Genomic DNA, 21,353 nt, shown 5'->3' on the forward strand with positions numbered 1-21,353 from the left:
CTCTTGCCCCACGCATTACGACCCGGCCTATCCCATGGCACCACAAACCTTATGAGTTTCGGCCAGATGCACTCTGGCCTTGCCCTAAGCGGGCGGTTTGCGTCATACTTGCTGTCGCATCTAGGGTGCGCGGATCCTTGGTGGCTGTTTTTTCTGTAGCCCACCGGGATATCGAACGATTACGGCTCCTATTCGTGAACTTTTTCACGATAGAGCCGCCAACCCTTGCGCGCAGCGGATGCGACCATGTAGTTGATATGCGAGAACGACTATCACGCGGATGGCTCAGACCGGCGTCCGCTGGCACAACGTCCGGCCCGCCGTCATAAGACGGCATCCGTCCCATCACCGCGTCAGGAGAGCACACAATGCCCACAAAAGAGGTGTACAGCGTTTGCGGCATGTGCAGCGTCCGCTGCCCGATTATGGTCGAGGTTGACTCTGGCTCCCTCGGTTTCATCCAAGGCAACCCGCACGACCCCGGCATGGCTGGGGGCCTGTGTCCGCGCGGCGGCGCGGGACGCGCGCTGTATGAAGACAGCGAGCGCCCACAGTTCCCCATGATTCGCGAAGGCGAACGTGGCGAGGGCAAATGGCGCCGTGTAACGTGGGACGAAGCGCTGGACTATATCTGCGACAGATTGAAGGGCATCATTGACACGCACGGCCCGCGCAGCGTGCTGTGGTCGGACCGTGGTGGCCCGTTTGCGGACCTGCACAAGGCGTTCATGCGCGGGATTGGCTCGCCGAATTACTGTAACCACGACGCATCGTGCGCGCGCAACGTGCTGCACGCGGCAAAGTCCGTGATGGGCCTTGGGCGCAAGGGCGTGGCGTATGACTTCAAGAACACGAAGCATATCGTTTTGCAAACGCGCAACCTGTTTGAAGCCATCAACGTGAAGGAAGTCAACGGCGCGCTGGACAGCCTGGCGGCTGGCGGCAAGCTGAGCGTCATTGACATCCGCGCGAACATCTCGGCCAGCAAGGCGAACAATTTCTTTATAATCCGGCCGGGCACGGACTATGCGTTCAACCTCGCGGTGATTAACTGCCTTATCACGAACAAGTGGTACGATGCGGACTACGCCGAGCGGCACATTAAAGACTTGGACGAACTGGCAAAGTTCGTTGAGCCGTACACACCGGAATGGGCGGAAGAAGAAACGGGCATCAAGGCGACCGACCTTGTAAAGTTCGTGAAGGAACTGAAAAAGGCCGCGCCCGCCGTCATCTGGCATCCCGGCTGGATGGTGGCCCGGTACATGGATTCGTTTTATGTGTGCCGCAGCATCTACCTCATCAACGCCCTGCTGGGATCCATTGGCGCCAAGGGCGGCCTGCCCATCGTCAACAAGCCCAAAGACTTTGGCCGCAAGGGCCTGAAGGCGTTCTCGGACCTGTTCCCGAAGCCTGAAGAAAAGCGCGCCGATGGCGCAGGCTGGAAGCTCAAACACATCGACGCGGGACCGGGCCTTATCAACAAGGCGTACGAGGCCATCGAAAGCGAAGACCCGTACCCCATCAAAGCGTATTTCATCCATAGGCACGACCCGCTCCACGCCCTGCCGGACCAGCAGCGCGTCAAGGACATCTGGAAAAAGCTGGACCTCATCGTGGCAACGACGTTCAGCTGGTCCGATTCCTCATGGCACGCGGACGTTGTGCTGCCCATGTCCACCTACCTTGAGCGCGAATCCCCGCTGGCGACCAAGAACGGCTTGAAGTCCTACTTCTTCCGCCGCGCCCGCGCTGTTGAACCGCGCTACGACACCCGCGCGGACTGGGAGATTCTGGGCGGCATTGCCAAGCGCATGGGCTTCGACGCCCTCGCTTTCGACTCCGCCGAGGATATGTGGAACTACCAGTTGACGGACACTGGCGTCAGCGTTGAGGACTTTGACGCCACGGGCGAAGTCTGGCTGGCGGAAAAGCCCCTGTACCGCGACATGAACGACTTTTCCTTCCCCACTCCGTCAGGACGGCTGGAAGTCATCTGCGAGAAGCTGGAAGACATGAACCTGCCTTCGCTGAAGCCCTACGAAAGCCCGGAGCGCCCGCCGGAAGGTCGCTTCCGCATTGCGTTCGGGCGCTGCGCACTGCATACGCAGGGGCACACCGTCAACAACACCATGCTGAACGAGCAAATGCCCATCAACCCCGTGTGGATCAATACCAAACGCGCGGCGGAGATGGGCATTGCGGACGGCGACGAAGTGGAGCTTTCCAACGGCTCCTACAGCGCGCGCACCGTGGCCTTTGTGACGGACTTCATCCACCCGGAGGCGGCCTTTGTGGTACACGGATTCGGGCACAAGCTCCCGCCGGAGACGCGCTCCAGCCGCGGCATTGCGGATCAGGAACTGATGGAAGGCGGCCTTGAAAAGTGCGACCCCGCCGGCGGCGGCGTGGCTATGCAGGAGCATTTTATCACCATTTCCAAACCGTCCTAACTGCGGCGCACCCACCACGAGCACCCCGGCCGGGGCTTCCTAGCGGAGGCCCCGGCCGATTTCGTATTGACAAGGGACCCGTCACTGGGACAAGGATTTTGACGAACCACTGAGGGAGAGGACGTTATGCGGCACATACTGGGAACAGCACTTGCCTTGTGCATATTCCTCGGCTGCGCGGCGCAAAACGCCACGGCGGCGCGCCTTCCCTTTGCTCCGGGCGAAAAGCTTACCTACAGCCTACGGTGGGAGGCCATCCCCGCGGGGACGGCGACGCTGGAGGTGCTGCCGCACACACAGGTAAACAACGCGCCGGCGCTGCACTTTCGCATGAAGGCGTGGACCAATGCCTTTGCGGACATCTTCTACACCGTGCGCGATGAGGTAAACGCCTATACGGCTCCGGACCTTGAAAAATCCGTGCACTACACCCAGCGCCAGCGCGAGGGCAGCTACAAGCGCGACATCACGGTGTCGTTTCTGTGGGAGACGGGTCAGGCGCAGTACGCCAATATCATCAATGGTCCCAAGGACCCTATTCTCATCCTGCCCGGCACGTTTGACCCGCTGTCGGTGTTTTATGCGTTCCGGCGCATGCCGCTTAAGAAAGGGGCGCAACTGTACGCCCCGGTCACGGACGGGGTGAAGAGCGTTATGGGCCGGGCCACCGTCCTGCGCAGAGAGCGGCTGACCGTACCCGCTGGCACATTTGACACGTGGGTTGTGGAGCCGGAGCTCCGGCACATCGGCGGCGTGTTCAAAAAGAGCAAAGATGCCCGCCTCCTTGTGTGGGTTACGGCGGATGAGCGCAAGATTCCGGTGCAAGTCTCCAGCCGCGTCATTGTCGGACGCTTCTTTGCCGTGCTGACGGATATAGTTCCGGGGCGGCCACACAGGGAAGACACGCGGCCCAGCACCGCGCAGCAGTCGGCCCCGGCAGTTGAAGGTGCGGCGCAAATGGCTCCGCCAAGGCCAGCCAACTAAGGAACGACGCGGCCCCCGCAAGGCCCCCCAGAGGGGAACGGAATTTTTCTGGCCGCATCCTTGCCCTTCTTGGAACATTCAGTCATTATTGAACAATCAACACATTTCCCCTGTTTTACATAGGCTCCTGACCGCTCATGCACGACATCCACGAATCCATACTCCTCCTTGGCCACGGCGCAACACCTGCATCCGCCCTGCTGGACCAGACGGGCTATACGGTCCGCCACGCTACGGACAACACCGAGGCCATCCGCTCCATTGCGGCACTTCCGCCGGACCTTGTCGTGCTGGACGCAGGAGCCTCGCCCGAGGACATCACCGCCACCTGCCACGCGCTGCGTTCGCAGGCCGCGGAAAGCGACCTGCCCATCCTCATTCTGTCCGACTGCACGGCCCCCAACCTAATGATGCGCACCATTGAGGAACTTGGCGCGGTGGACTTCATCGCCAAGCCCTTTCAGCCGCAGGAACTTCTGGCGCGCATCCGCCTGCACCTGACCATGCGCAGTCAGGGCCAGCTCAACCGCCTGTACCTCGACCACCTTGAGGACCTTGTGGAACAGCGCACGTATGAGCTTCTGCGCGACAATCTTTTTCAGGAAGCCCTGAACAAGCTACTGGGGCTGTCCCTTGCGTCGCTGTCCACCACAACGACCCTGAACCACGCGTTGGACATTCTGCTGGCCCTGCCGTGGGCCAAGGAAGGCGCCAGCGCCGGAATATTCCTTACGCAGGACGATGGCAGCTACCACCTTGCGGCCAGCCGGGGGTCGCGCTCCATGCAACCGCATATGTGCCCGCACATCGGAAACGGTCCCACTCCCGGTCTGACCTGCCTGCGTTGCGGCGAGGTTCTGCACATTATCAGTTCCCCAGGTGAAGCCAGCGACAAAACCGCCGTGGAACATCAGGAAGCCTGCGTCCCGCTGATGCAGGACAACACCTTCCTCGGCGCGCTGACCATCATCATGGACGCGCCGCACAGCTTCGACGCACCGGAGCGCGAATTTCTCATCCATGCGTCGCAGACCATCGCCAATATTCTGCGCCACAAGGACTCCGAAGAGCAGCTGCTCTTTCAGGCGTACTTCGACCCGCTGACGGGCCTGCCCAACCGCACCAACCTCGTACGCACCATCAACAGCCATATTGGGCACTTGGCTCCGGGGTTGTCTCCAGTGCTGTGTATGCTGGACCTGGCGCAATTTAAGCTGGTCAATGAGAGCCTCGGGCACCCCACAGGGGACGCCGTTATCCGCGCCGCAGCGGAGCGCCTGCGGTCCTTCAAGGCCTACGGCATGGTTCCGGCGCGCATTGGTGGCGACGTGTTCGCGGCCTTTTTGCCGCAGGTGGAGGACAAAGCGCGGGCCATCAGCATTGCGCGGGAAATCCAGCGCCGCTTTGCCAGCCCCTTCCCCGTGACGGACGACGGCATTTACCTGAGTTCCTACATCGGCATCGCCATCGGCGCGGGGGAAAGCATGGACGGTGAATCCCTCGTCCGCGACGCGGACACTGCCCTGCACAAGGCCAAGCAGGATGGTCCGGGACGCCACGCCGTGTTCTCCTGCGCCATGCACATTTCAGCGCAGCGCTTCATGCGCCTTGCCAATGACCTGCGCCGCGCCCTAGACAATGACGAACTGGTGCTGCACTACCAGCCGCTGGTGGAGCTGGCTTCCGGGCGCATCCGCGGCGCAGAGGCCCTTGTCCGCTGGAATCATCCGGACCTTGGCATGCTGCCGCCGGACGAGTTCATCTCCGTAGCGGAAAAGACGGGCCTTATCGTCCCACTCGGGCTGTTTGTCCTGCGCCGCGCCTGCGAGCAGTACGCCGCACTGCGGGACAAAGCCGCCCCGAACGGCGACTTCACCATGAGCGTCAACCTCTCCGGCGTCCAACTTAGCTGTACCACCCTCGCCGACGACATCGCGACCATCCTGCGCGAAACAAATGTTCCGCCCCATGCGCTCAAGCTGGAAATTACCGAAACAGCGGCCATGACCTCGCCGGACCACGCCCGCGAACTGTTCACCAAGCTCCGCCAGCAGGGCATCACCATCGCCATCGACGACTTCGGCACTGGCTACTCGTCCCTGTCGCACCTGCACAGCTTCCCCGTGGATACGCTGAAGATTGACCGCTCCTTTGTGTCCGGCCTCGCCGATGCGCACAACACCACACCCATTATCCGCGCCGTGGTCGCCCTTGGGCACAGCCTCGGCATGAGCATTATCGCCGAGGGCGTGGAGGGCGCGGACCAGCGTGAACTCCTCTCCGACCTGCGCTGCGAGTATGGGCAGGGATTTTTCTTCTCGCGCCCCGTACCCTTTGAAAAGTTCGGCGAATAGCCGACATTCCATCCCTCCCCAGCGGCAGGCAACCCCCTGCCGCCCTTGACGAAGCGCCCCTCGCTTCCATGAATGGACAGCACTCTTCGCGCATGGACCACTTTTTGCTTCTGCGCAGGTGGTAGGCAACTCTCCATTCACCAGCAACAGGGGCGTCAATGTCACAGCAACCACCACAAAACACCGCGGGCAGCGGGCAGACGCCGCCATCCGGCCCCGCCGAAAGCATGACGGGCACACCCAGCGGCGCGCCCTCGCACTCCAGAACGCGTCACAGTCTTGACGCCATGGAGCGCGCCTTTGCGCCCACGGACGATATGCCGCAGTTCCACTGGTCCATCCCATGGGCGGACCTGATGATGACCATGTTCATCGTGTTCACGGTGCTTTTCGTCTACGCCAGCGCCAAGCGCGACTTTCTGCTGGCCTTCCGTGGGCATGTCGAACACGAAAACGTGCAGGATATAGACGAACTGGGCCGCCACGAGGGCGAAGTGCCCGTCTATTCCTTCCCCAAGACCGGCATCCATCCCAGCCCCGGCCCGCATCAACTCTTTGAGCGCTGCAAGGCCATCGTTGGCGAATCCGGCATTCAAAATGTCTCCATCGAGATGGAGGGCGACGTTATCCGCCTGAGTATGCACGGCCCCATGCTCTTCGACCGGACCGACGCGGTCATCAAGCCCGAAGGACGCCGGTTTCTCGACATGGTCTCCGGCATCATCGCCAAGGCCAAGTACAACGTGCACGTGCACGGACACACGGACAACTACCCGGTGCACACTCCCAAGTACCCCACCAACTGGGAGCTTTCCACCGCCCGCGCCACACAGGTGGCCCGCTACCTGACCGAGCGGCGCGGCGTTGCGCCGGAGCAGGTGACCATCAGCGGGCACTCCATGTTCAAACCGGCCGCCCCCAACCTCTCCGGGGAAGGCAAGGCCAGAAACCGCAGGGTGGAGATTGAACTCTCGCGCCCGGACCAACCCGATAGGGAGCACTCATGATACGGGCGAACATCATCGGCGTCTGTCTCTTCGGCATCATCTTTCTTGTCTCGTTCATCCTCACGGGGCACGTTGGCGTCTACCTGAATCTGGAGGCGTTCCTCGTTGTCACGTCGGGCACATGCGCGGCAATCCTTTTGTCCTACCCGCTTTCCGAACTCCGCATCGCATGGTCAGTAGCGCGGGGAGCCTACAAATCCCCTGGCACGCATCCGGACAAGGTCATCTCCGTCCTGCTGGATATGGCCATCCGTTCGCGCATGGACGGACTGACCAGCCTTGAGCGCATGGAGGAACAGACCACCGTCTACTTCCTGCGCGACGCCCTGCGAATGCTGGCAGACAACTATCCGGATCACGAAATCCGCGAGATTCTCACCACTGAGAGCATGTTCTTCCGCCAGCGTAGGCAGCACAACGAACGCATCTTCCGCTGCATGGCCGCCTATGCCCCGGCCTTTGGCCTTGCAGGCAGCGTCATCGGCCTTATCGGCCTGCTGACCGGCCTTGGCGACACAGGCGAGGTTCTGCGCTATATCCCCATCGCGCTCATCTCCACGCTGTACGGCATCCTGCTGGGCAACATCGTGCTCTCCCCCATAGCAGAAAACATCCGCAGCAAGACCGACCGTGAACTGCTCCTCCAGCACATCATCATTGAGGGCGTCTGCGCCATCAAGACCGAAACAAACACCCACATTCTGGAAAAGAAGCTCACCTCGTTCCTGACCCCGGCAGCACGCACCGAAGCCCACGACAGCTTCGCAGACATCCGCCGCAAATACCTGCGCGCCGCGCGCCTGCGCCAAAGCGGCTCCCCCGCACCAGCCAGCGCGGCCAAATCCACCGCCGTCGAAACGCACTAAGCCCCACCTCACCCCGCTGACAACACCACAGCGCCGAAGCAACTAAGCTGCTTCGGCGCTGTTTGCGTTGGGGCGTACGGTGGTGGTGACGCCTCACTGCTGTTCCCTCCGGGGGGTTAAGGATTTCATCCTTAACAATCCTCCCATGGGGGTTGGGAGCTGGGCGTGTGGCGTACTGCCCTTTCCCCGCCACCACGCTCCGCCCTCCATATGGGGATTCTTAAGGGAGTCACTCCCTTAAGCCGTCGGAGACCAAAAAACGCACGGCACGGGCACGCGTTGGGGCGTACGTTGGTGGTGACGCCACACTTCTGTTCCCTCCGGGGGGTTAAGGATTTCATCCTTAACAATCCTCCCATGGGGGTTGGGAGCTGGGCGTGTGGCGTGCTGCCCATTCCCAGCCACCACGCTCCGCCCTCCATGTGGGGATTCTTAAGGGAGTCACTCCCTTAAGCCGTCGGAGACCAAAAAACGCACGTCGTAGGCACGCGTTTGGGGCGTACGTTGGTGGTGACGCCTCACTTCTGTTCCCTCCGGGGGGTTAAGGATTTCATCCTTAACAATCCTCCCATGGGGGTTGGGAGCTGGGCGTGTGGCGTGCTGCCCATTCCCAGCCACCACGCTTCGCCCTCCATATGGGGATTCTTAAGGGAGTCACTCCCTTAAGCCGTCGGAGACCAAAAAACGCACGTCGCAAGCATACGTTTGGCCGCGCGGTCAAAAAAAACGGGGAGAGGACTGGTGTCCTCTCCCCGCTGGAGAATCGGTATCTGCGCCCTTGGGCGGCGCGGATTAGATAATGCGCTTACGGATATTCGTGACGAAGATTTCCGCAAGGATAACGATGGTGAAGATACACAGCAGGATAACGCCCACTCGGTCCCACTCAAAGAGGTTGAGGGCCGTATCCAGTGCCATGCCGATGCCACCTGCGCCGACAAGGCCGATGACTGCGGATTCACGCACGTTGATGTCCCAGCGGAAAAGCAGAATACCCCAGAATGCGGGGGCGACCTGCGGCCAGTAGCCCTTGAGGAGCACTGTAGGCCACGGAGCGCCCGCGGCTTTCAGGGCTTCGACGGGGCCTTCCTTGGCCTCTTCCAGCGCTTCGGCGATGAGCTTGCCGCAGAAGCCGACGGACCTGAAGCCGATGGCGACTGCGCCTGCCAGTGCGCCGGGGCCGAACATGGCCACGAACAGGAGCGCCCACACGAGGGAGTTCACTGTACGCGAGGACACGAGGATCAGCTTAGCCAGCCAGTTCAGCAGGGGCATCTTGGTGATGTTATTGGCACCCATGAGGCCGACGGGCACGGCCAGCACAATAGCCAGCAGTGTACCCAGCGTGGCGATGTGCAGGGTTTCCATCAGGGGGACATGCAGTCCCACGGGATAGTACGCCAGATCAAGCGGCCACATGCGGTTAAAGAGGTCCTGCACCTGCGCGGGCGCGTCGTAGAGGAACTCCGGGATGACTTCAACGGTCCTGACGGACCACATAAAGAGCGCCACCGCACACAGATAGAACGAGAACCGAGCCAGACGCTCGGCCGGGGTAAACCGTTCCCATTTCATCATATCATTCATCGGAACATTGCCTTCACTTTCACCGACAGAAATTCCGATACCATGATCAAGGCGATGATAGAGATCAGGATCGCGGCGAGGAAGTCGTAGTCAAAGCGCTGGAACGCGGCGAACAGGGTGCCGCCGATACCGCCAGCGCCAACGATGCCGACCATTGTGGAGTTACGCAGGTTGGCGTCGAACTGATACGACGAGAAGCCAACGAAACGGTTAAACACCTGCGGCAGCACCGCAAAGATGAGCACGCTCATAAACGGTGCGCCGGACGCGCGGACGGCTTCCACGGGCTTGAGGCTGATTTCCTCGATGGCTTCGGCGAACAGTTTGCCGATGAAGCCGATGGACGCGAAAATCAGCGTCAGGATGCCAGCCAGCGGGCCAAAGCCCACAGCCTTCACGAACAGGATGGCGAAGATGACCGGGTGGAACGAACGGCAGATGCAAATCACCGTCCGCGCGGGCCAGGTCAGCCAGTCGGGCATCAGGTTGCGGGCGGAGCACAGGCCGATGGGCAGGGAGAACAGCACGCCAAACGCCGAGGCAATGACGGCAATCTGGATGGTCTCCAGCATGTTGCGGATCAGCAGCTGCCAGCGCTCAAAATTGGGCGGCACCATCTCGCCGAGCAAGCTTGCGGCATTGGAAAAGCCCTGAATGAAGCGGCTCCACGTGATGTCCAGATACGACATGGCATACAGCGCATAGGCAATGGCCAGCAGGTAGCCCAGCCGCGCCCACCAATTTGGTTTGAAGGGCGTTTCCCTTCGCTCTGCCACCGAACTCATTGCAGCCAATCCTTGCCGCCGTAAATTTCCTGAAGATGCTCGGTACCGAGGGCATCGGGCGCGCCGTCAAAGACGACATGGCCCTTGCTCATACCCACGATGCGGTCGGCAAAGCGCTTGCCGAGGTTCACGTCGTGAATATTGACCACCAGAGGAATATTGCGGTCCGTACAGACCTTGCTGAGCAGTTCCATAATTTCCACGGAGGTCTTGGGGTCCAGCGAGGAAGTCGGCTCGTCGGCGAGCAGAATGTGCGGGTCCTGCATCAGGGCGCGGGCAATGCCCACACGCTGGCGCTGGCCGCCGGACAGGCTGTCCGCACGCTCGTTGGCGAATTCCAGCAGGCCCACGCTGTCCAGCAGGTGGAATGCCCTTTCGATGTCATCCTTGGGGTACTTGCGCAGCCATGCACGCCATACAGGCAGATAGCCAAGGCGACCACACAGCACGTTTTCCATCACGGACAGACGCTCAACGAGGTTGAACTCCTGAAACACCATGCCGATGCGGCGGCGGGCGGCGCGCAGGTTGCTGCCGGAGAGGTTGGTGATGTCCAGGCCGGAGATGCTGATGCTGCCGCTGGTGGGATCGATGAGCCTGTTGATGCAGCGGATGAGGGTGGACTTGCCCGTACCGGACGGGCCGATGATGGCCGTGGTGGATCGTCCGCTCACTTCAAAGGAAATGCCTTTCAATACAGGCTTTCCCGCTACATATTCCTTTACCAGGTTGTCGATGCGCAAGGAGCGCTCTGAGTCATTCTTCATAGGTACGCTGTTCCAGTTCTTTACACGTATGAACCCGGAAAGGCCTTGGCCTTTCCGGGTTTTCACTCCGTCACGCCAAAAGGCGATCGGGTTTAGTTCTTTTTCTTCGCCCGCTTGGCGGCTTCCTTGGCGGCCATCTTCTTCAGGCCATCCTTGTTGTAGTAGGTGCCGGTGGATTCCGCGATGTCGCGGATGATCTTCCAGTCAGCCATGTAGGTGACGGGATAGAAGCGGTCGGCGCCCTTGAAGTTTTCCTGCATTGCAGGCGGGAAGCGGTACGTGTGGAACGCGCCAACAATCTTCTGCACCAGTTCGGGCTTCAGGTTGTGCGCGTAGCCAAAGGAAGAGGTGGGGAACTTGGCGCTGCGGTAAATGATGCGGAAGTCGTCGCGGTCGATACGGCCGGCTTCGGCCATGCGGTCGAACACGTCGGAGGCGACGGGAGCGGCGTCGTAGTCACCGTGGGCAACGCCCATGATGGACTGGTCGTGCTTGCCGGAGTACATCACGCGGTAGTCCTTATCCGGGACAAGGCCTTCCTTGGGGAAGAGCGCGCGAGGAGCGAGGTTGCCGGAGTTGGAGGAAGCGGACGTGTGCGCCACGACCTTGCCCTTCAGGTCCTCCAGCTTCTTGTAGGGGCTGTCGGCGCGGACGATCATGATGAGGTTGTAGCCCTGGAAGCCGTCGGCGTAGCCCTTAACGGCCATGGGCACAAAGCCGGCCAGATTCACGGCAAAGCCGGTGGGGCCGGTGGAGAAGCCAGCGATATGCAGGCGACCGGAACGCATGGCCTCAACTTCGGCGGCGTTGGACTGCACGGTGTAGTACACAACGCGCTTGCCGGTAGCTTTCTCAAGGTAGGCCTGGAAATCGGCGAAGGCATCCCTGTACACTGCGGGATCTTCAACAGGCGTGTAGGTAAAGACCAGGGTGCTCGGGTCGAGCCATTCGGACTCGTCCTTGGGGCTATCTGCCACCAGGTCGCCGTCCTCATCACAATACAATTCGTCAAGCTGACCACGGTTCAGGCAGTCGCCAGCAAAGGCGACACTAGCACTGGCAGCCATCAGCAGGACCAGAAGAGCGGTAAGAAATCTCTTGGCCATCAGAAACCCTCCAATCGGTTGTTTCAAACGGGACTCCGTTCTCGACTCTCGTACCGCGGCTTGAACCCCACACGCCGCGGCCTCCATTACACTGCAACACAGAGGATGCCCTGCATCCTCTTGGCGGGAATTTCCACGCCCGCCTGCGGTGCCCTTATATGATTTCCCCGCTTTTCACAAGATTATTACGATCTTGTATCGGTTTTTTCTATGGCAGGCGCATTTGCGATGCCCGCGAATTCCTGCGATGGTTTCTGCCCATTTTTTGATTCAATCCCCGGCGGCCAATGCCGCGCCCAAGCTGGCGCGGTCCATCACCAGCGCCGCCCTGACGACGGAGGAGACGTTATGCCCCTTATGCAATTGCCCCAGCTGCTCAGCACGCCCCGCACCACCGCCACCGCCCCCGGAGCGCTGTCCTCGCTCTTTACCCATGCGGCGCGGTTCGGGCCACGGGGCGTGCTTGTCCATGGGGCGAGCCTTGCCGCATCCGGCGCACTGGCCCGCCTGCTTGGCGACTGCCCCGGCGATATGGATTGCCGCGCATGGCAGCATCCCGGCGGCGAGCCCACCCTCCATCAGCTAACCGACCTGCTCTGCGCCGCGCGCGAGCACGGTGCGGACTGGATTGCCGCTGTGGGCGGCGGTAGTGTGCTGGACATCGCCAAAGGCTGCGCCGGGCTTTATCACCAGACCGGCGATGTGCAGCAGTACCACGATGGCGAAACCATCATCGGCGACACCCTGCCCTTTATTGCCGTCCCAACCACGGCGGGTACCGGCTCCGAAGCAACGCCCGTCTCGGTGCTCACCAACACCGAAACGGGCGTCAAAAAGTCCTTCCGCAGCCCCACCATGACCGCGCAGGTGGTGCTCCTGGACGCCGAACTTCTTACCGGATGCCCGGCCAAGGTTGTGGCGTCGTCGGGGCTGGACGCCATGACGCAGGCCATTGAATCCTACACCAGCAGATACGCCACGTGGTTCTCGCAAACGCTGGCCCTGCGCGGGCTGACCCTGCTGGCGGAGCATCTGCCCCGCGCCTATGACGCCGCCACCGACGGAGAGATCCCCCTGCCCCATGCCGAGGGCATCCTGCTCGGGAGCTTCCTTGCCGGGGTGGGCTTTGCGTCCTCGCGCCTTGGGGTGGTCCATGGCCTTGCCCACCCGCTGGGCGCGCGCTTCCACCAGCCCCACGGCCTGACCTGCGGCGTCTGCCTCCCCGTTGCCATCGAACTGAACCGCGAAACCATGGGCGCGCAGTATATGGAAATGAGCGATGCCATCGGCGCAGACCTTTGGGAAACCGTCCACGCCCTGCTGGCGCACTTTGGCATCCAGAACCCCTTTTCCGGGCAAACGCTTGCCGACCGCGACGCCGTTATTGAAGAGGTGCTGGTTTCCGGGTCCACCAAGGCCAACCCGCTGCCCATCACGCGTGAGCATGTAAACTGGCTGCTGGACCGCCTGCTGGCTTAGGTCACATGGGCGGGCGCCCTCTCCATAAACGCACAAAGCCCCGAACAGTCTCCTGCTCGGGGCTTTGTGCGTGGTCTCGCCCACAGGGCATAGCGCGCTATTCCAAACGCCCTTTGCCGCGCAATGTCTCGCGAATGGTTTGGGTGACGGTCTCCCACGTCATGGGCTTGCCCACAAAGGCGTCCATCCCCGCACCAAGGAAGCGTTCCACATCCTCGTTGGTGCTGTAGGCCGTCATGGCAATGATAGGAATCTCGCAGTCCAGCACCCCGGATTCCTGCGTCCGGATGCGGCGCGTGGCCTCGTCCCCATTCATCCCCGGCATGCGGATGTCCATAAGCACCACGTCAAAACGCTGCTTGCACAGAATATCCAGTGCCTGTTGGCCGTCGCCCACGGTTGTAACGCGGTGCCCTTCCCGTTTGAGAATCATCAGCACCACGGTTTGATTGACCGGATTGTCCTCGACCAGCAGTATCTCCAGTGGCGGCAGCCCCGCATCGCGCCGCGCCGCACTGGCCTTGCCAGCCCCATTTTTCCCACGCTTTATTTCATCATCCATAACTGCCTTGGCCATGCCGTGTTTGCAGAATTGCCCCGGCCCTCTGCAAGCGCCTCCCATGCACGCCATCACACAACGCCTGTCCACCCCGTACCCAACTCTGACAAACACACGGGAATTCCAGACGTTCCCTAGTATAGAATATACATACCGTTTTTTGTCAATGTTTCGGCCAAATCTGCCTGTCCGGCGGTGGCTTACGCCACACCTTTCTCCTGCCATGCACAAGAACACTGCTATTCCAACATGTTGCAGACTTGTCCACACCACCCCGCAACGGCCAAAAGGTCTCCGCAGCGCGCAGGCCGCCTTGATTTATGACTCTTTTTCCTGTGTGGCCATCAACAGATCCCCATTGAGAATGCTTTTCAACACCCTTCTCTCTCCCCACAATCAGCCAAAACCGTCCACACCCATCCGGAATGCGCACCATCCATGCCCGCCGCGCGCGCACTTTCCTGCACCTGCGGCGCTCAGGGCGCTGTCGGCAATCTTACACTTTCCACACACCAAAGTTTATCCCCTGCTATTTCGGGCTGTTAAGAAATATACCTTGTGGACAACCATGTGGATTTTCACCCCTTTTGGGCCCTTTTTTTCTAAAACGCATGAAATACTTGCGTTTTCGACTAACCCGTCAGTTTTCCAACACCCCTTTACCTCATGGCGCTTTTGGACTATGCTTCTAGAAATTATCTGCTTTTCATAAGCACTTCAAATTACTACTGATTTTCTTCCTCTTCGAGGCGTTTCGGCACTGGTGAACCCGGTGCGAATCCGGGGCGGTTCTGCCCCTGTAACCCGCGCCGCCGCTGGCGGACATGGCGACCACCACACCGCCACCCAGCAGCCCCGCGGGAAGCCAGACCACGGTCCGAAGCACTCTAAAGAAAACGAAGCGCCAACGCGGGGCGTGGCGGCTTCGTGTCTAACTCTCCAACGCGTTAGGAATGCAGTACATGCAACCCTGGAAATCCGTTCGTGGCTTTGAACGCTTTAGCTTGTGCGACTGGCCGGGCAAAACCTGCTGTGTCATCTTTCTTGGCGGGTGCAATTTGCATTGCCCTACCTGCCACAATGCCACCATGGCATGGCACCACGACACGCTGCCGACCCTTGACCAATCCGCCATGATGCGCTTTTTGCAAAACCGCACCAAATGGCTGGACGGCGTCACCATCACCGGCGGCGAACCCACCACCGTGGACGGTCTGGAGACCATCCTCGCCGACATCCACGCACTGGGCTATGCCATCAAGCTCGACACCAACGCCATGAATCCCGGCGTGGTGGCCGACATGCTGGCAACGGGCTATGTCACCACCTTTGCCGTGGACGTCAAAGGTCCCTACGAAAAGTACCCGGCCCTTACCGGCAACGCCGTCTCCGCCGAAACGGCGCAGCACAATGTTGAGCGTATTTTCGCCATGGCGCAGGACAACCCCGGACGCTTTTACTTCCGCACCACCCGGGTGCCCCTGCTCACCGATACGGACATCGAAACGGTCCGCGGGTACCTGCCCGCCGGCTTCCCCCTCACCGAACAAAAATACATAGAACCTCGGAGGACGTCAGATGCCCAGACAGATTCTGAAACGAGACGGATGCATGGAGACGTGGTCACTGGAGCGGATTGCGAGTGCCATCCTGAAGGCGCTGCAAGCCAACGGGGTGAAGGATCCGCTGCTCTCCAAGCGACTGGCTCGTAAGGTCGAATCCAAGCTGAGCGGCATCGAAGTCGCCGAGCAAGAGCACGTGCAGGACCTCGTGGAGCAGGTCCTGATGGAATCCCGCATGTACGGGGTTGCCAAGAAATATATCATTTACCGCGAACGCCGCCGCGAACTGCGCGCCCACGACAACGCCTATCTGGATGTGAAGGACACCATCGACACCTACCTGTCGAAGGCGGATTGGCGCGTGGCGGAAAACGCGAATATGTCGCACTCCTTTCAGGGGCTGATGCTGCACCTTTCCGGCTCCATTCAGGCGCGCTATGCACTGGAGAAGTATCCGGAAGAAGTCCGTCAGGCGCACGAGCACGGCTATTTCCACATCCACGACCTGTCCTTTGGCCTTGCCGGATACTGCGCAGGCTGGAGCCTGCGCGACCTGCTGCTGGAGGGCTTCAACCTTGAGGGCCGTTCCTGCGCTGGTCCCGCGCGGCATTTTGATTCCGCCCTCGGGCAGATGGTCAACTTCCTCGGCACGCTCCAGAACGAGTGGGCCGGGGCGCAGGCCTTCAATAACGTAGACACCTACCTCGCGCCCTTTATCCGTCACGACGGGCTGGACTACGAGCAGGTGCGTCAGGCCATGCAGAAATTTGTGTTCAACCTGAACACCACCTCGCGTTGGGGCGGCCAAAGCCCCTTCACGAACATGACCTTTGACCTCACCTGCCCCAAGCACATCCGCGACGAGGCCGTCATCATTGGCGGCAAGCTGCAGGACGCCACCTACGGCGACTTCCAGCAGGAGATGGACTGGATCAACCGCGCATTCCTTGAGGTTATGCTCGACGGCGACTACCACAAGCGCATTTTCTCCTTCCCCATCCCCACGTACAACATCACGGCGAACTTCCCGTGGGAATCGGAAATCGGCGATTTGCTCCTGAAGCTGACGGCCAAGTACGGCGTGCCCTACTTCCAGAACTTCATTAATTCCGACCTGGACCCCGAGGACGTTCGCTCCATGTGCTGCCGCCTCAAGATGGACCTGCGCGAACTGCGCAAAAAGGTCGGCGGCCTGTTTGGCGCGGGCGACCTGACCGGCTCCATCGGCGTGGTGACCCTGAATCTGCCCAAGCTGGCCTATCTGGCGCAGGGCGAGGAAGACTTCCTCGACATCATCACCGAGTACGCCACCATGGCGCGCGACTCGCTGGAGTTCAAACGCAAGCTCATCAACGACAACCTTGAGCGCGGCATGTTCCCGTGGTCCCAGCGCTACCTGAAAAACGGCTTTGACGGCCACTTCTCCACCATTGGACTGGTGGGCGGGCACGAAGCCTGCCAGAACCTCTTGGGCAAAGGCATTGAGACCGAAGCAGGCACCCGCCTGATGCAGCGCGTGCTGGAGCACCTGCAGGAGCTGACCTCCAAGTTCCAGGAGGACACCGGCCACCTGTACAATCTGGAAGCCACCCCGGCCGAGGGCACCAGCTACCGCCTCGCCAAGATTGACAAGCAGCTGTACAAGGAAATCAATTCCTCGGGCAACGGCGTGCCGTACTACACCAACTCCACGGCCCTGCCCGTCGGCATCTCCAACGACGTGGTCTTCGCTCTGGAGCATCAGGACAAGCTCCAGCCGATGTATACCGGCGGCACCGTGTTCCACACCTACCTTGGTGAAGCCGTCTCCGACACCACAGCGCTCAAGAACTTCATCGTCAAAACCTTCACCAATACGAAGCTGCCCTTCCTGTCCATTACGCCCACGTTCTCCATCTGCAACGAGCATGGGTACATTGCCGGAGAGCACTTCACCTGCCCCACCTGCGGTCAGGATGCCGAGGTCTACACCCGCATTGTCGGGTACTACCGCCCCGTGTCCCGCTGGAACAAGGGCAAGCAGGCCGAATATGACGACCGCGTTGTGTTCCACGAAGTCTGCGACCGCTGCTAACCGCGGCGCTGTACGATAAACAGACGCGGCCCCGGCACATCAATGCCGGGGCCGCTTTTTTGTCGCCATGCCACGCTCTGCGCGGTATGCGCATGCCTGACTAGAAGCGCTCGAAGTCGTCGTCAGCGTCTCCGTCCATATCAAGGGCGATGCCGCTGCCGCCGGACCCACCGGAGGATGCCCCGCCGCCACCGGACGCCTTGGGCTTGGACCCGCCACTGATGGGCTTTGCCGCGCTGAGCTGACGGTTGGCCCCAGCCGAACGCGACGGCAACGCGCGGGATGCGCCGGAGCCGTTGCTCTTCAGCTTAAAGAACGCCATGGTCTGCTGGAGCTGTTCGGCCTGGCTGGACAGTTCCGTCGACGTAGACGCCATTTCCTCGGCTGCGGCGGCGTTTTGCTGCACCACCTGATCCAGCTGCTGGATGGCCTGATTAATCTGCTCCGCGCCGGAATTCTGCTCGTTACTGGCGGCGGCAATTTCCTGCACCAGCTCGGCGGTGCGCTTGATGTCCGGCACCATCTTGGACAGCATATTCCCGGCCCGTTCGGCCACTTCCACACTGGAGGACGACAGTTCGCTGATTTCCGCCGCGGCGGCGCCACTGCGCTCGGCCAGCTTGCGGACTTCGGCGGCCACAACGGCAAAGCCCTTGCCGTGCTCGCCAGCGCGGGCGGCCTCGATGGCGGCGTTAAGGGCCAGCAGGTTGGTCTGCCGCGCAATTTCCTCAATGATGGAAATCTTGTCGGCAATCTGCTTCATGGCCTCCACGGTGTCGATAACGGCCTTGCCGCCGGTTTCGGCGTCCGATGCGGACTGGATGGCCATTTTTTCGGTTTCAAGGGCATTTTCCGCATTCTGGCGGATGTTGGCGGTCATCTCTTCCATACTGGAGGAGATTTCCTCAACGGATGCGGCCTGTTCCGTCGCCCCCTGCGACAGGGACTCGGACGAAGCCGACAACTGCTGACTGCCGGACGAGACATTCTCGCCCGCGCTTTGGACGTCGCCCACCACTCCAGCCAGACGCTTCAACATATTCTTCAGGGCGTCGGCCAGTGCGCCGATTTCGTCGCGCTGTTCCAAATCAATGCTTGCATCAAGATCGCCCTGCGCGATGGTCTGGGCAAAGTGCACGCCCTTGCGCACGGGGACCGTAATCGCCCGCGTGATGAGGAAGGCGGCCAGTATGCCGATAACACCCGCCACACCAGCGCCGGTAAAGACCATGGAATTGGATGACGCCATCTGGGCGTCCATCTTCATCTTCTGGTCGTCACGCGCCTCAATACAGACGCTGCGCGCCTCTTCGGCGGCGGCGACCATGCGCTCTGTGGCTTCGTCCTGTTCGCGCATCTTGCTCACATATTCGTTAAAGGAGGCGTAATACTTGCTCACGGCCTCCTCAACCCCCTTTGCGGCCTCAATGTCCACAGGGTCTTTGAAGATGGATTGCAGTTCCTGCGCCTTGCCTACAATAAATTCCACGCCCTCCGTCACCATTTGGAAATAGCGGTCCTCGCCGGTAATGATGACTTCCTTCTCGTTCTTGCGGATGTCCTTAAACTGCTGAATGAAGGTTTCCGCCACATCGGCGTTGGCCAGCTTGGAGTTCAGCTCTGCCACGGATGCGGTTCCGGACTGCTGCATTTTGCGGAACTTGCTGTTCTGTTCGGCGCTGATTTTCTCGCACTGGATGAGAGCTTGGTCCGCAAGGTCGCGCATGGTGTTCATAATATCATCGCGTTCTCCTTGCAGAGACACGTACTCCTCAAACACATCGGAATAGCTTTGCACCTTGTCAATAATGGCGTCGGCCTGCTCAATGTTCACGGGATCGCTGAATGTGGAACGCAGCTCCTTGGTTTCGGCCACGATTCCTTTGAACAGCTTCTCCTGTTCGGCCTTGGACGCATCATCCTGATCCATCATGTACTGGGTCACATGAAGGCGCGCTTCAAGCAGGTCCTTAACAATGCGGTTGACCCCGTCGGCCTTGACCACCCGTTCCCCAACGGCGGACATGCCCCGAATGCCAACCATCGCCACAACAACAGTGAGCACAAGGACCACACAGAATCCGAGACTCATTTTGATGCCGAGCTTCAAGTTCTTAAACATGAAGACCCCTCCGGTTTATTGGTCCGGCCCGCGACCACACGGGCATGCGAACACTACACACTACCTCCGCACCATCAAGAAGTGTTCCAAATATTGATCATGCTGTATGCATTACATTTCAGCATCTTACAGAGCCACCACCTGCACGACACCTGCGCCTACAGCGTACAGTGCGATAACATCACACTGCATTGCGACAAAATCGCAAACCGCTACAGATCCTCCCGCCGCCAATACTGCCGCAGCAGTTGGTAGAAGCGTGCGGTTTTGAGGCCGGAAAGCGCCATGGCGCGCTTGGCGTCGCCCTCCACAAAGGCCATCAGCGAACGAATATACCGCCGCTCCGCGTCCTCCATGACCATGCGCCGATACTCCTTCCATGGCTGACCGGGAAACACTTCCACCGCATCACCGCCGCATGGCGCGGACTGCTCGGCCTGCGCCGTATCGCCCACGGCGCAGCGCGCATAGCGGACCTTGAACTCTACGGGCAAATGGTGCGGGTACAGCGTTGGCTCACTCCCCGCCGCAAGGGCCGCGGCGCCCAGCACCTGCCGCAGTTCGCGCACATTTCCCGGCCAATCCGACGCTGCCAAAACGCCCAAAAACTCCGGGCTGGCCCCCTTCACCGGCTCGCCTGCCTCATGCGCCAGCCGCGCCAGCAAGTACACGGCCAAAGAGGCAATATCCTCACGCCGCTGCCTGAGCGGCGGCAGGCGCAGCACCAGCGACTTGAGCCGAAAGAGCACATCATCGCGGAACGCGCCCGTGGCGGTCATCACGTCGAGGTCGCGGTTGGTCGCGGCGATCAGGCGGAAGTCGCTCTCCTCCTCGTGTGAGGCGCCAACGGGCCTAAAGCGCCGCTCCTGCAACACGCGCAGAAATGTGGACTGCACATCAAGGGGCAGCTCCCCCACCTCGTCGAGGAAGAGCGTGCCGCCGTGCGCCTGCTTAATGAGTCCCGCGCGGGTCGTATCCGCCCCGGTGAATGCGCCGCGCACATGCCCAAAGAGCAGACTCTCGGCCAGCCCCTGCGGCAACGCCGCGCAGTCCACCACCACAAACGGGCGACTGGCCTGCGCCGAAGAACGGTGGATGCACCGCGCAATGAGGTCCTTGCCGGTTCCTGTCTCGCCGGTGATGAGCACGTCCGCCCGCGTCTGCGCCGCGCGCGCCGCCTGTTCCAAACATTCGCGCAGGGCCGGGCTGCTGCCCACAATGTCGCACCCATGCAGGCGCGGCGCACTGCCCGAATCGCGCTGGCCCCGGTACTGCAGCGCCCGGCGCAGGGAGTGCGTCATCCGGTCCAGCGAGCAGGGCTTGACGATAAAGTCCCACGCGCCGCCGCGCATGGCGCGTTCGGCCACGTCCGGGTCGTTTGCCCCGGTCAGGACGATGACTTCCGGCCCGCCATGCCGCCCCCGCAGCGCAGGCAGCATGGCCAGCCCATCGCCATCAGGCAGGCGCACATCCAAAATAACAATATCAAACGCCTGCGCCGTGCTGGCCGCACGCGCCCGTTCGCACGACGCCGCCGCCGTGATGTCGTGCCCCTGCCGCGTCAGGGCATTTTTCATGTAGTCCCGAACAAACGGGTCATCATCCACGACCAGAACCCGCGCCATACGCCTCCCCTTTCTGCTCCATA

The 21,353-nt window shown here is 60.9% G+C and carries 15 protein-coding genes and 1 riboswitch; of the genes, 8 read left to right on the top strand and 7 right to left on the bottom strand.

Translation table 11 applies throughout. The features are described 5' to 3' along the window. Positions 1–368 precede the first annotated feature (368 nt). The 5 genes from ACI3L3_RS14460 (at position 369) to ACI3L3_RS14480 (ending at position 7,664) form a co-directional block, all read left to right on the top strand. Positions 369–2,453, top strand: coding sequence for a molybdopterin-dependent oxidoreductase (locus ACI3L3_RS14460; RefSeq protein ID WP_404845859.1), 2,085 nt, complete (start codon positions 369–371; stop codon positions 2,451–2,453). Between the two features lie 126 nt (positions 2,454–2,579). Further along, on the top strand, positions 2,580–3,437 hold the full coding sequence (locus ACI3L3_RS14465; protein ID WP_404845860.1) for a DUF3108 domain-containing protein: 858 nt from the start codon (positions 2,580–2,582) through the stop codon (positions 3,435–3,437). 137 nt (positions 3,438–3,574) lie between these two features. Further along, on the top strand, positions 3,575–5,791 hold the full coding sequence (locus ACI3L3_RS14470; protein WP_404845861.1) for an EAL domain-containing protein: 2,217 nt from the start codon (positions 3,575–3,577) through the stop codon (positions 5,789–5,791). 158 nt (positions 5,792–5,949) lie between these two features. Beyond that, positions 5,950–6,798 carry a flagellar motor protein MotB gene (locus tag ACI3L3_RS14475; RefSeq protein ID WP_404845862.1) on the top strand — a complete coding sequence of 283 codons (849 nt, stop codon included), beginning with the start codon at positions 5,950–5,952 and terminating at the stop codon, positions 6,796–6,798. Next, positions 6,795–7,664 carry a motility protein A gene (locus ACI3L3_RS14480; RefSeq protein ID WP_404845863.1) on the top strand — a complete coding sequence of 290 codons (870 nt, stop codon included), beginning with the start codon at positions 6,795–6,797 and terminating at the stop codon, positions 7,662–7,664. Before ACI3L3_RS14475 ends, ACI3L3_RS14480 begins: the two co-directional genes overlap by 4 nt. Before the next feature lie 792 nt (positions 7,665–8,456). On the opposite strand, the gene phnE (ACI3L3_RS14485) is transcribed toward ACI3L3_RS14480, so the two are convergent. The 4 genes from phnE (ACI3L3_RS14485) to phnD all read right to left on the bottom strand — a co-directional run bounded on the left by phnE (ACI3L3_RS14485) (position 8,457) and on the right by phnD (position 11,909). Continuing rightward, positions 8,457–9,251 carry a phosphonate ABC transporter, permease protein PhnE gene (phnE, locus tag ACI3L3_RS14485; RefSeq protein WP_404845864.1) on the bottom strand — a complete coding sequence of 265 codons (795 nt, stop codon included), beginning with the start codon at positions 9,249–9,251 and terminating at the stop codon, positions 8,457–8,459. Continuing rightward, a complete protein-coding gene (gene phnE, locus ACI3L3_RS14490) occupies positions 9,248–10,036 on the bottom strand; it encodes a phosphonate ABC transporter, permease protein PhnE (RefSeq protein WP_404845865.1) in 789 nt (262 codons plus the stop codon). Before phnE (ACI3L3_RS14490) ends, phnE (ACI3L3_RS14485) begins: the two co-directional genes overlap by 4 nt. Then, on the bottom strand, positions 10,033–10,803 hold the full coding sequence (phnC, locus tag ACI3L3_RS14495; RefSeq protein WP_404845866.1) for a phosphonate ABC transporter ATP-binding protein: 771 nt from the start codon (positions 10,801–10,803) through the stop codon (positions 10,033–10,035). Before phnC ends, phnE (ACI3L3_RS14490) begins: the two co-directional genes overlap by 4 nt. Before the next feature lie 92 nt (positions 10,804–10,895). Continuing rightward, positions 10,896–11,909, bottom strand: coding sequence for a phosphate/phosphite/phosphonate ABC transporter substrate-binding protein (gene phnD / locus ACI3L3_RS14500; RefSeq protein WP_404845867.1), 1,014 nt, complete (start codon positions 11,907–11,909; stop codon positions 10,896–10,898). A gap of 348 nt (positions 11,910–12,257) precedes the next feature. On the opposite strand from phnD, the gene ACI3L3_RS14505 reads away from it, so the two are divergent. Then, on the top strand, positions 12,258–13,388 hold the full coding sequence (locus tag ACI3L3_RS14505; RefSeq protein WP_404845868.1) for an iron-containing alcohol dehydrogenase family protein: 1,131 nt from the start codon (positions 12,258–12,260) through the stop codon (positions 13,386–13,388). Positions 13,389–13,485: 97 nt separating this feature from the next. On the opposite strand, the gene ACI3L3_RS14510 is transcribed toward ACI3L3_RS14505, so the two are convergent. Beyond that, entirely contained in the window at positions 13,486–13,965 is a 480-nt protein-coding gene (locus ACI3L3_RS14510; RefSeq protein WP_404845869.1) for a response regulator, read from the bottom strand. Positions 13,966–14,685: 720 nt separating this feature from the next. Next, a riboswitch (cobalamin riboswitch) is annotated at positions 14,686–14,844 on the top strand. Positions 14,845–14,909: 65 nt separating this feature from the next. On the opposite strand from ACI3L3_RS14510, the gene ACI3L3_RS14515 reads away from it, so the two are divergent. Together ACI3L3_RS14515 and ACI3L3_RS14520 are read left to right on the top strand one after the other, a co-directional pair. After that, on the top strand, positions 14,910–15,659 hold the full coding sequence (locus tag ACI3L3_RS14515; protein WP_404845870.1) for an anaerobic ribonucleoside-triphosphate reductase activating protein: 750 nt from the start codon (positions 14,910–14,912) through the stop codon (positions 15,657–15,659). Beyond that, positions 15,559–17,583 carry a ribonucleoside triphosphate reductase gene (locus ACI3L3_RS14520; protein WP_404845871.1) on the top strand — a complete coding sequence of 675 codons (2,025 nt, stop codon included), beginning with the start codon at positions 15,559–15,561 and terminating at the stop codon, positions 17,581–17,583. Before ACI3L3_RS14515 ends, ACI3L3_RS14520 begins: the two co-directional genes overlap by 101 nt. Before the next feature lie 100 nt (positions 17,584–17,683). Here ACI3L3_RS14520 and ACI3L3_RS14525 read toward each other — a convergent pair whose 3' ends face one another. Continuing rightward, entirely contained in the window at positions 17,684–19,705 is a 2,022-nt protein-coding gene (locus ACI3L3_RS14525) for a methyl-accepting chemotaxis protein (RefSeq protein ID WP_404845872.1), read from the bottom strand. A 212-nt stretch (positions 19,706–19,917) separates the two neighbouring features. Next, positions 19,918–21,330, bottom strand: coding sequence for a sigma-54-dependent transcriptional regulator (locus ACI3L3_RS14530; RefSeq protein WP_404845873.1), 1,413 nt, complete (start codon positions 21,328–21,330; stop codon positions 19,918–19,920). Positions 21,331–21,353 lie beyond the last annotated feature (23 nt).

Origin of the sequence: Desulfobaculum sp. SPO524 (genome assembly GCF_044987625.1) — a bacterium.
Classification (GTDB): Bacteria; Desulfobacterota; Desulfovibrionia; order Desulfovibrionales; family Desulfovibrionaceae; genus Desulfobaculum.

What these genes read in the sequence shown, in the direction of transcription:
- ACI3L3_RS14515 (WP_404845870.1), top strand. Translation starts at nt 14,910, where the DNA reads ATGCAACCCTGGAAATCCGTTCGTGGCTTTGAACGCTTTAGCTTGTGC.
- ACI3L3_RS14510 (WP_404845869.1), bottom strand. Translation starts at nt 13,965, where the DNA reads ATGGCCAAGGCAGTTATGGATGATGAAATAAAGCGTGGGAAAAATGGG.
- ACI3L3_RS14475 (WP_404845862.1), top strand. Translation starts at nt 5,950, where the DNA reads ATGTCACAGCAACCACCACAAAACACCGCGGGCAGCGGGCAGACGCCG.
- ACI3L3_RS14520 (WP_404845871.1), top strand. Translation starts at nt 15,559, where the DNA reads ATGGAGACGTGGTCACTGGAGCGGATTGCGAGTGCCATCCTGAAGGCG.
- ACI3L3_RS14530 (WP_404845873.1), bottom strand. Translation starts at nt 21,330, where the DNA reads ATGGCGCGGGTTCTGGTCGTGGATGATGACCCGTTTGTTCGGGACTAC.
- ACI3L3_RS14460 (WP_404845859.1), top strand. Translation starts at nt 369, where the DNA reads ATGCCCACAAAAGAGGTGTACAGCGTTTGCGGCATGTGCAGCGTCCGC.
- ACI3L3_RS14505 (WP_404845868.1), top strand. Translation starts at nt 12,258, where the DNA reads ATGCCCCTTATGCAATTGCCCCAGCTGCTCAGCACGCCCCGCACCACC.
- ACI3L3_RS14470 (WP_404845861.1), top strand. Translation starts at nt 3,575, where the DNA reads ATGCACGACATCCACGAATCCATACTCCTCCTTGGCCACGGCGCAACA.
- phnD (WP_404845867.1), bottom strand. Translation starts at nt 11,909, where the DNA reads ATGGCCAAGAGATTTCTTACCGCTCTTCTGGTCCTGCTGATGGCTGCC.
- ACI3L3_RS14465 (WP_404845860.1), top strand. Translation starts at nt 2,580, where the DNA reads ATGCGGCACATACTGGGAACAGCACTTGCCTTGTGCATATTCCTCGGC.
- phnE (WP_404845864.1), bottom strand. Translation starts at nt 9,251, where the DNA reads ATGAATGATATGATGAAATGGGAACGGTTTACCCCGGCCGAGCGTCTG.
- phnE (WP_404845865.1), bottom strand. Translation starts at nt 10,036, where the DNA reads ATGAGTTCGGTGGCAGAGCGAAGGGAAACGCCCTTCAAACCAAATTGG.
- ACI3L3_RS14480 (WP_404845863.1), top strand. Translation starts at nt 6,795, where the DNA reads ATGATACGGGCGAACATCATCGGCGTCTGTCTCTTCGGCATCATCTTT.
- phnC (WP_404845866.1), bottom strand. Translation starts at nt 10,803, where the DNA reads ATGAAGAATGACTCAGAGCGCTCCTTGCGCATCGACAACCTGGTAAAG.
- ACI3L3_RS14525 (WP_404845872.1), bottom strand. Translation starts at nt 19,705, where the DNA reads ATGTTTAAGAACTTGAAGCTCGGCATCAAAATGAGTCTCGGATTCTGT.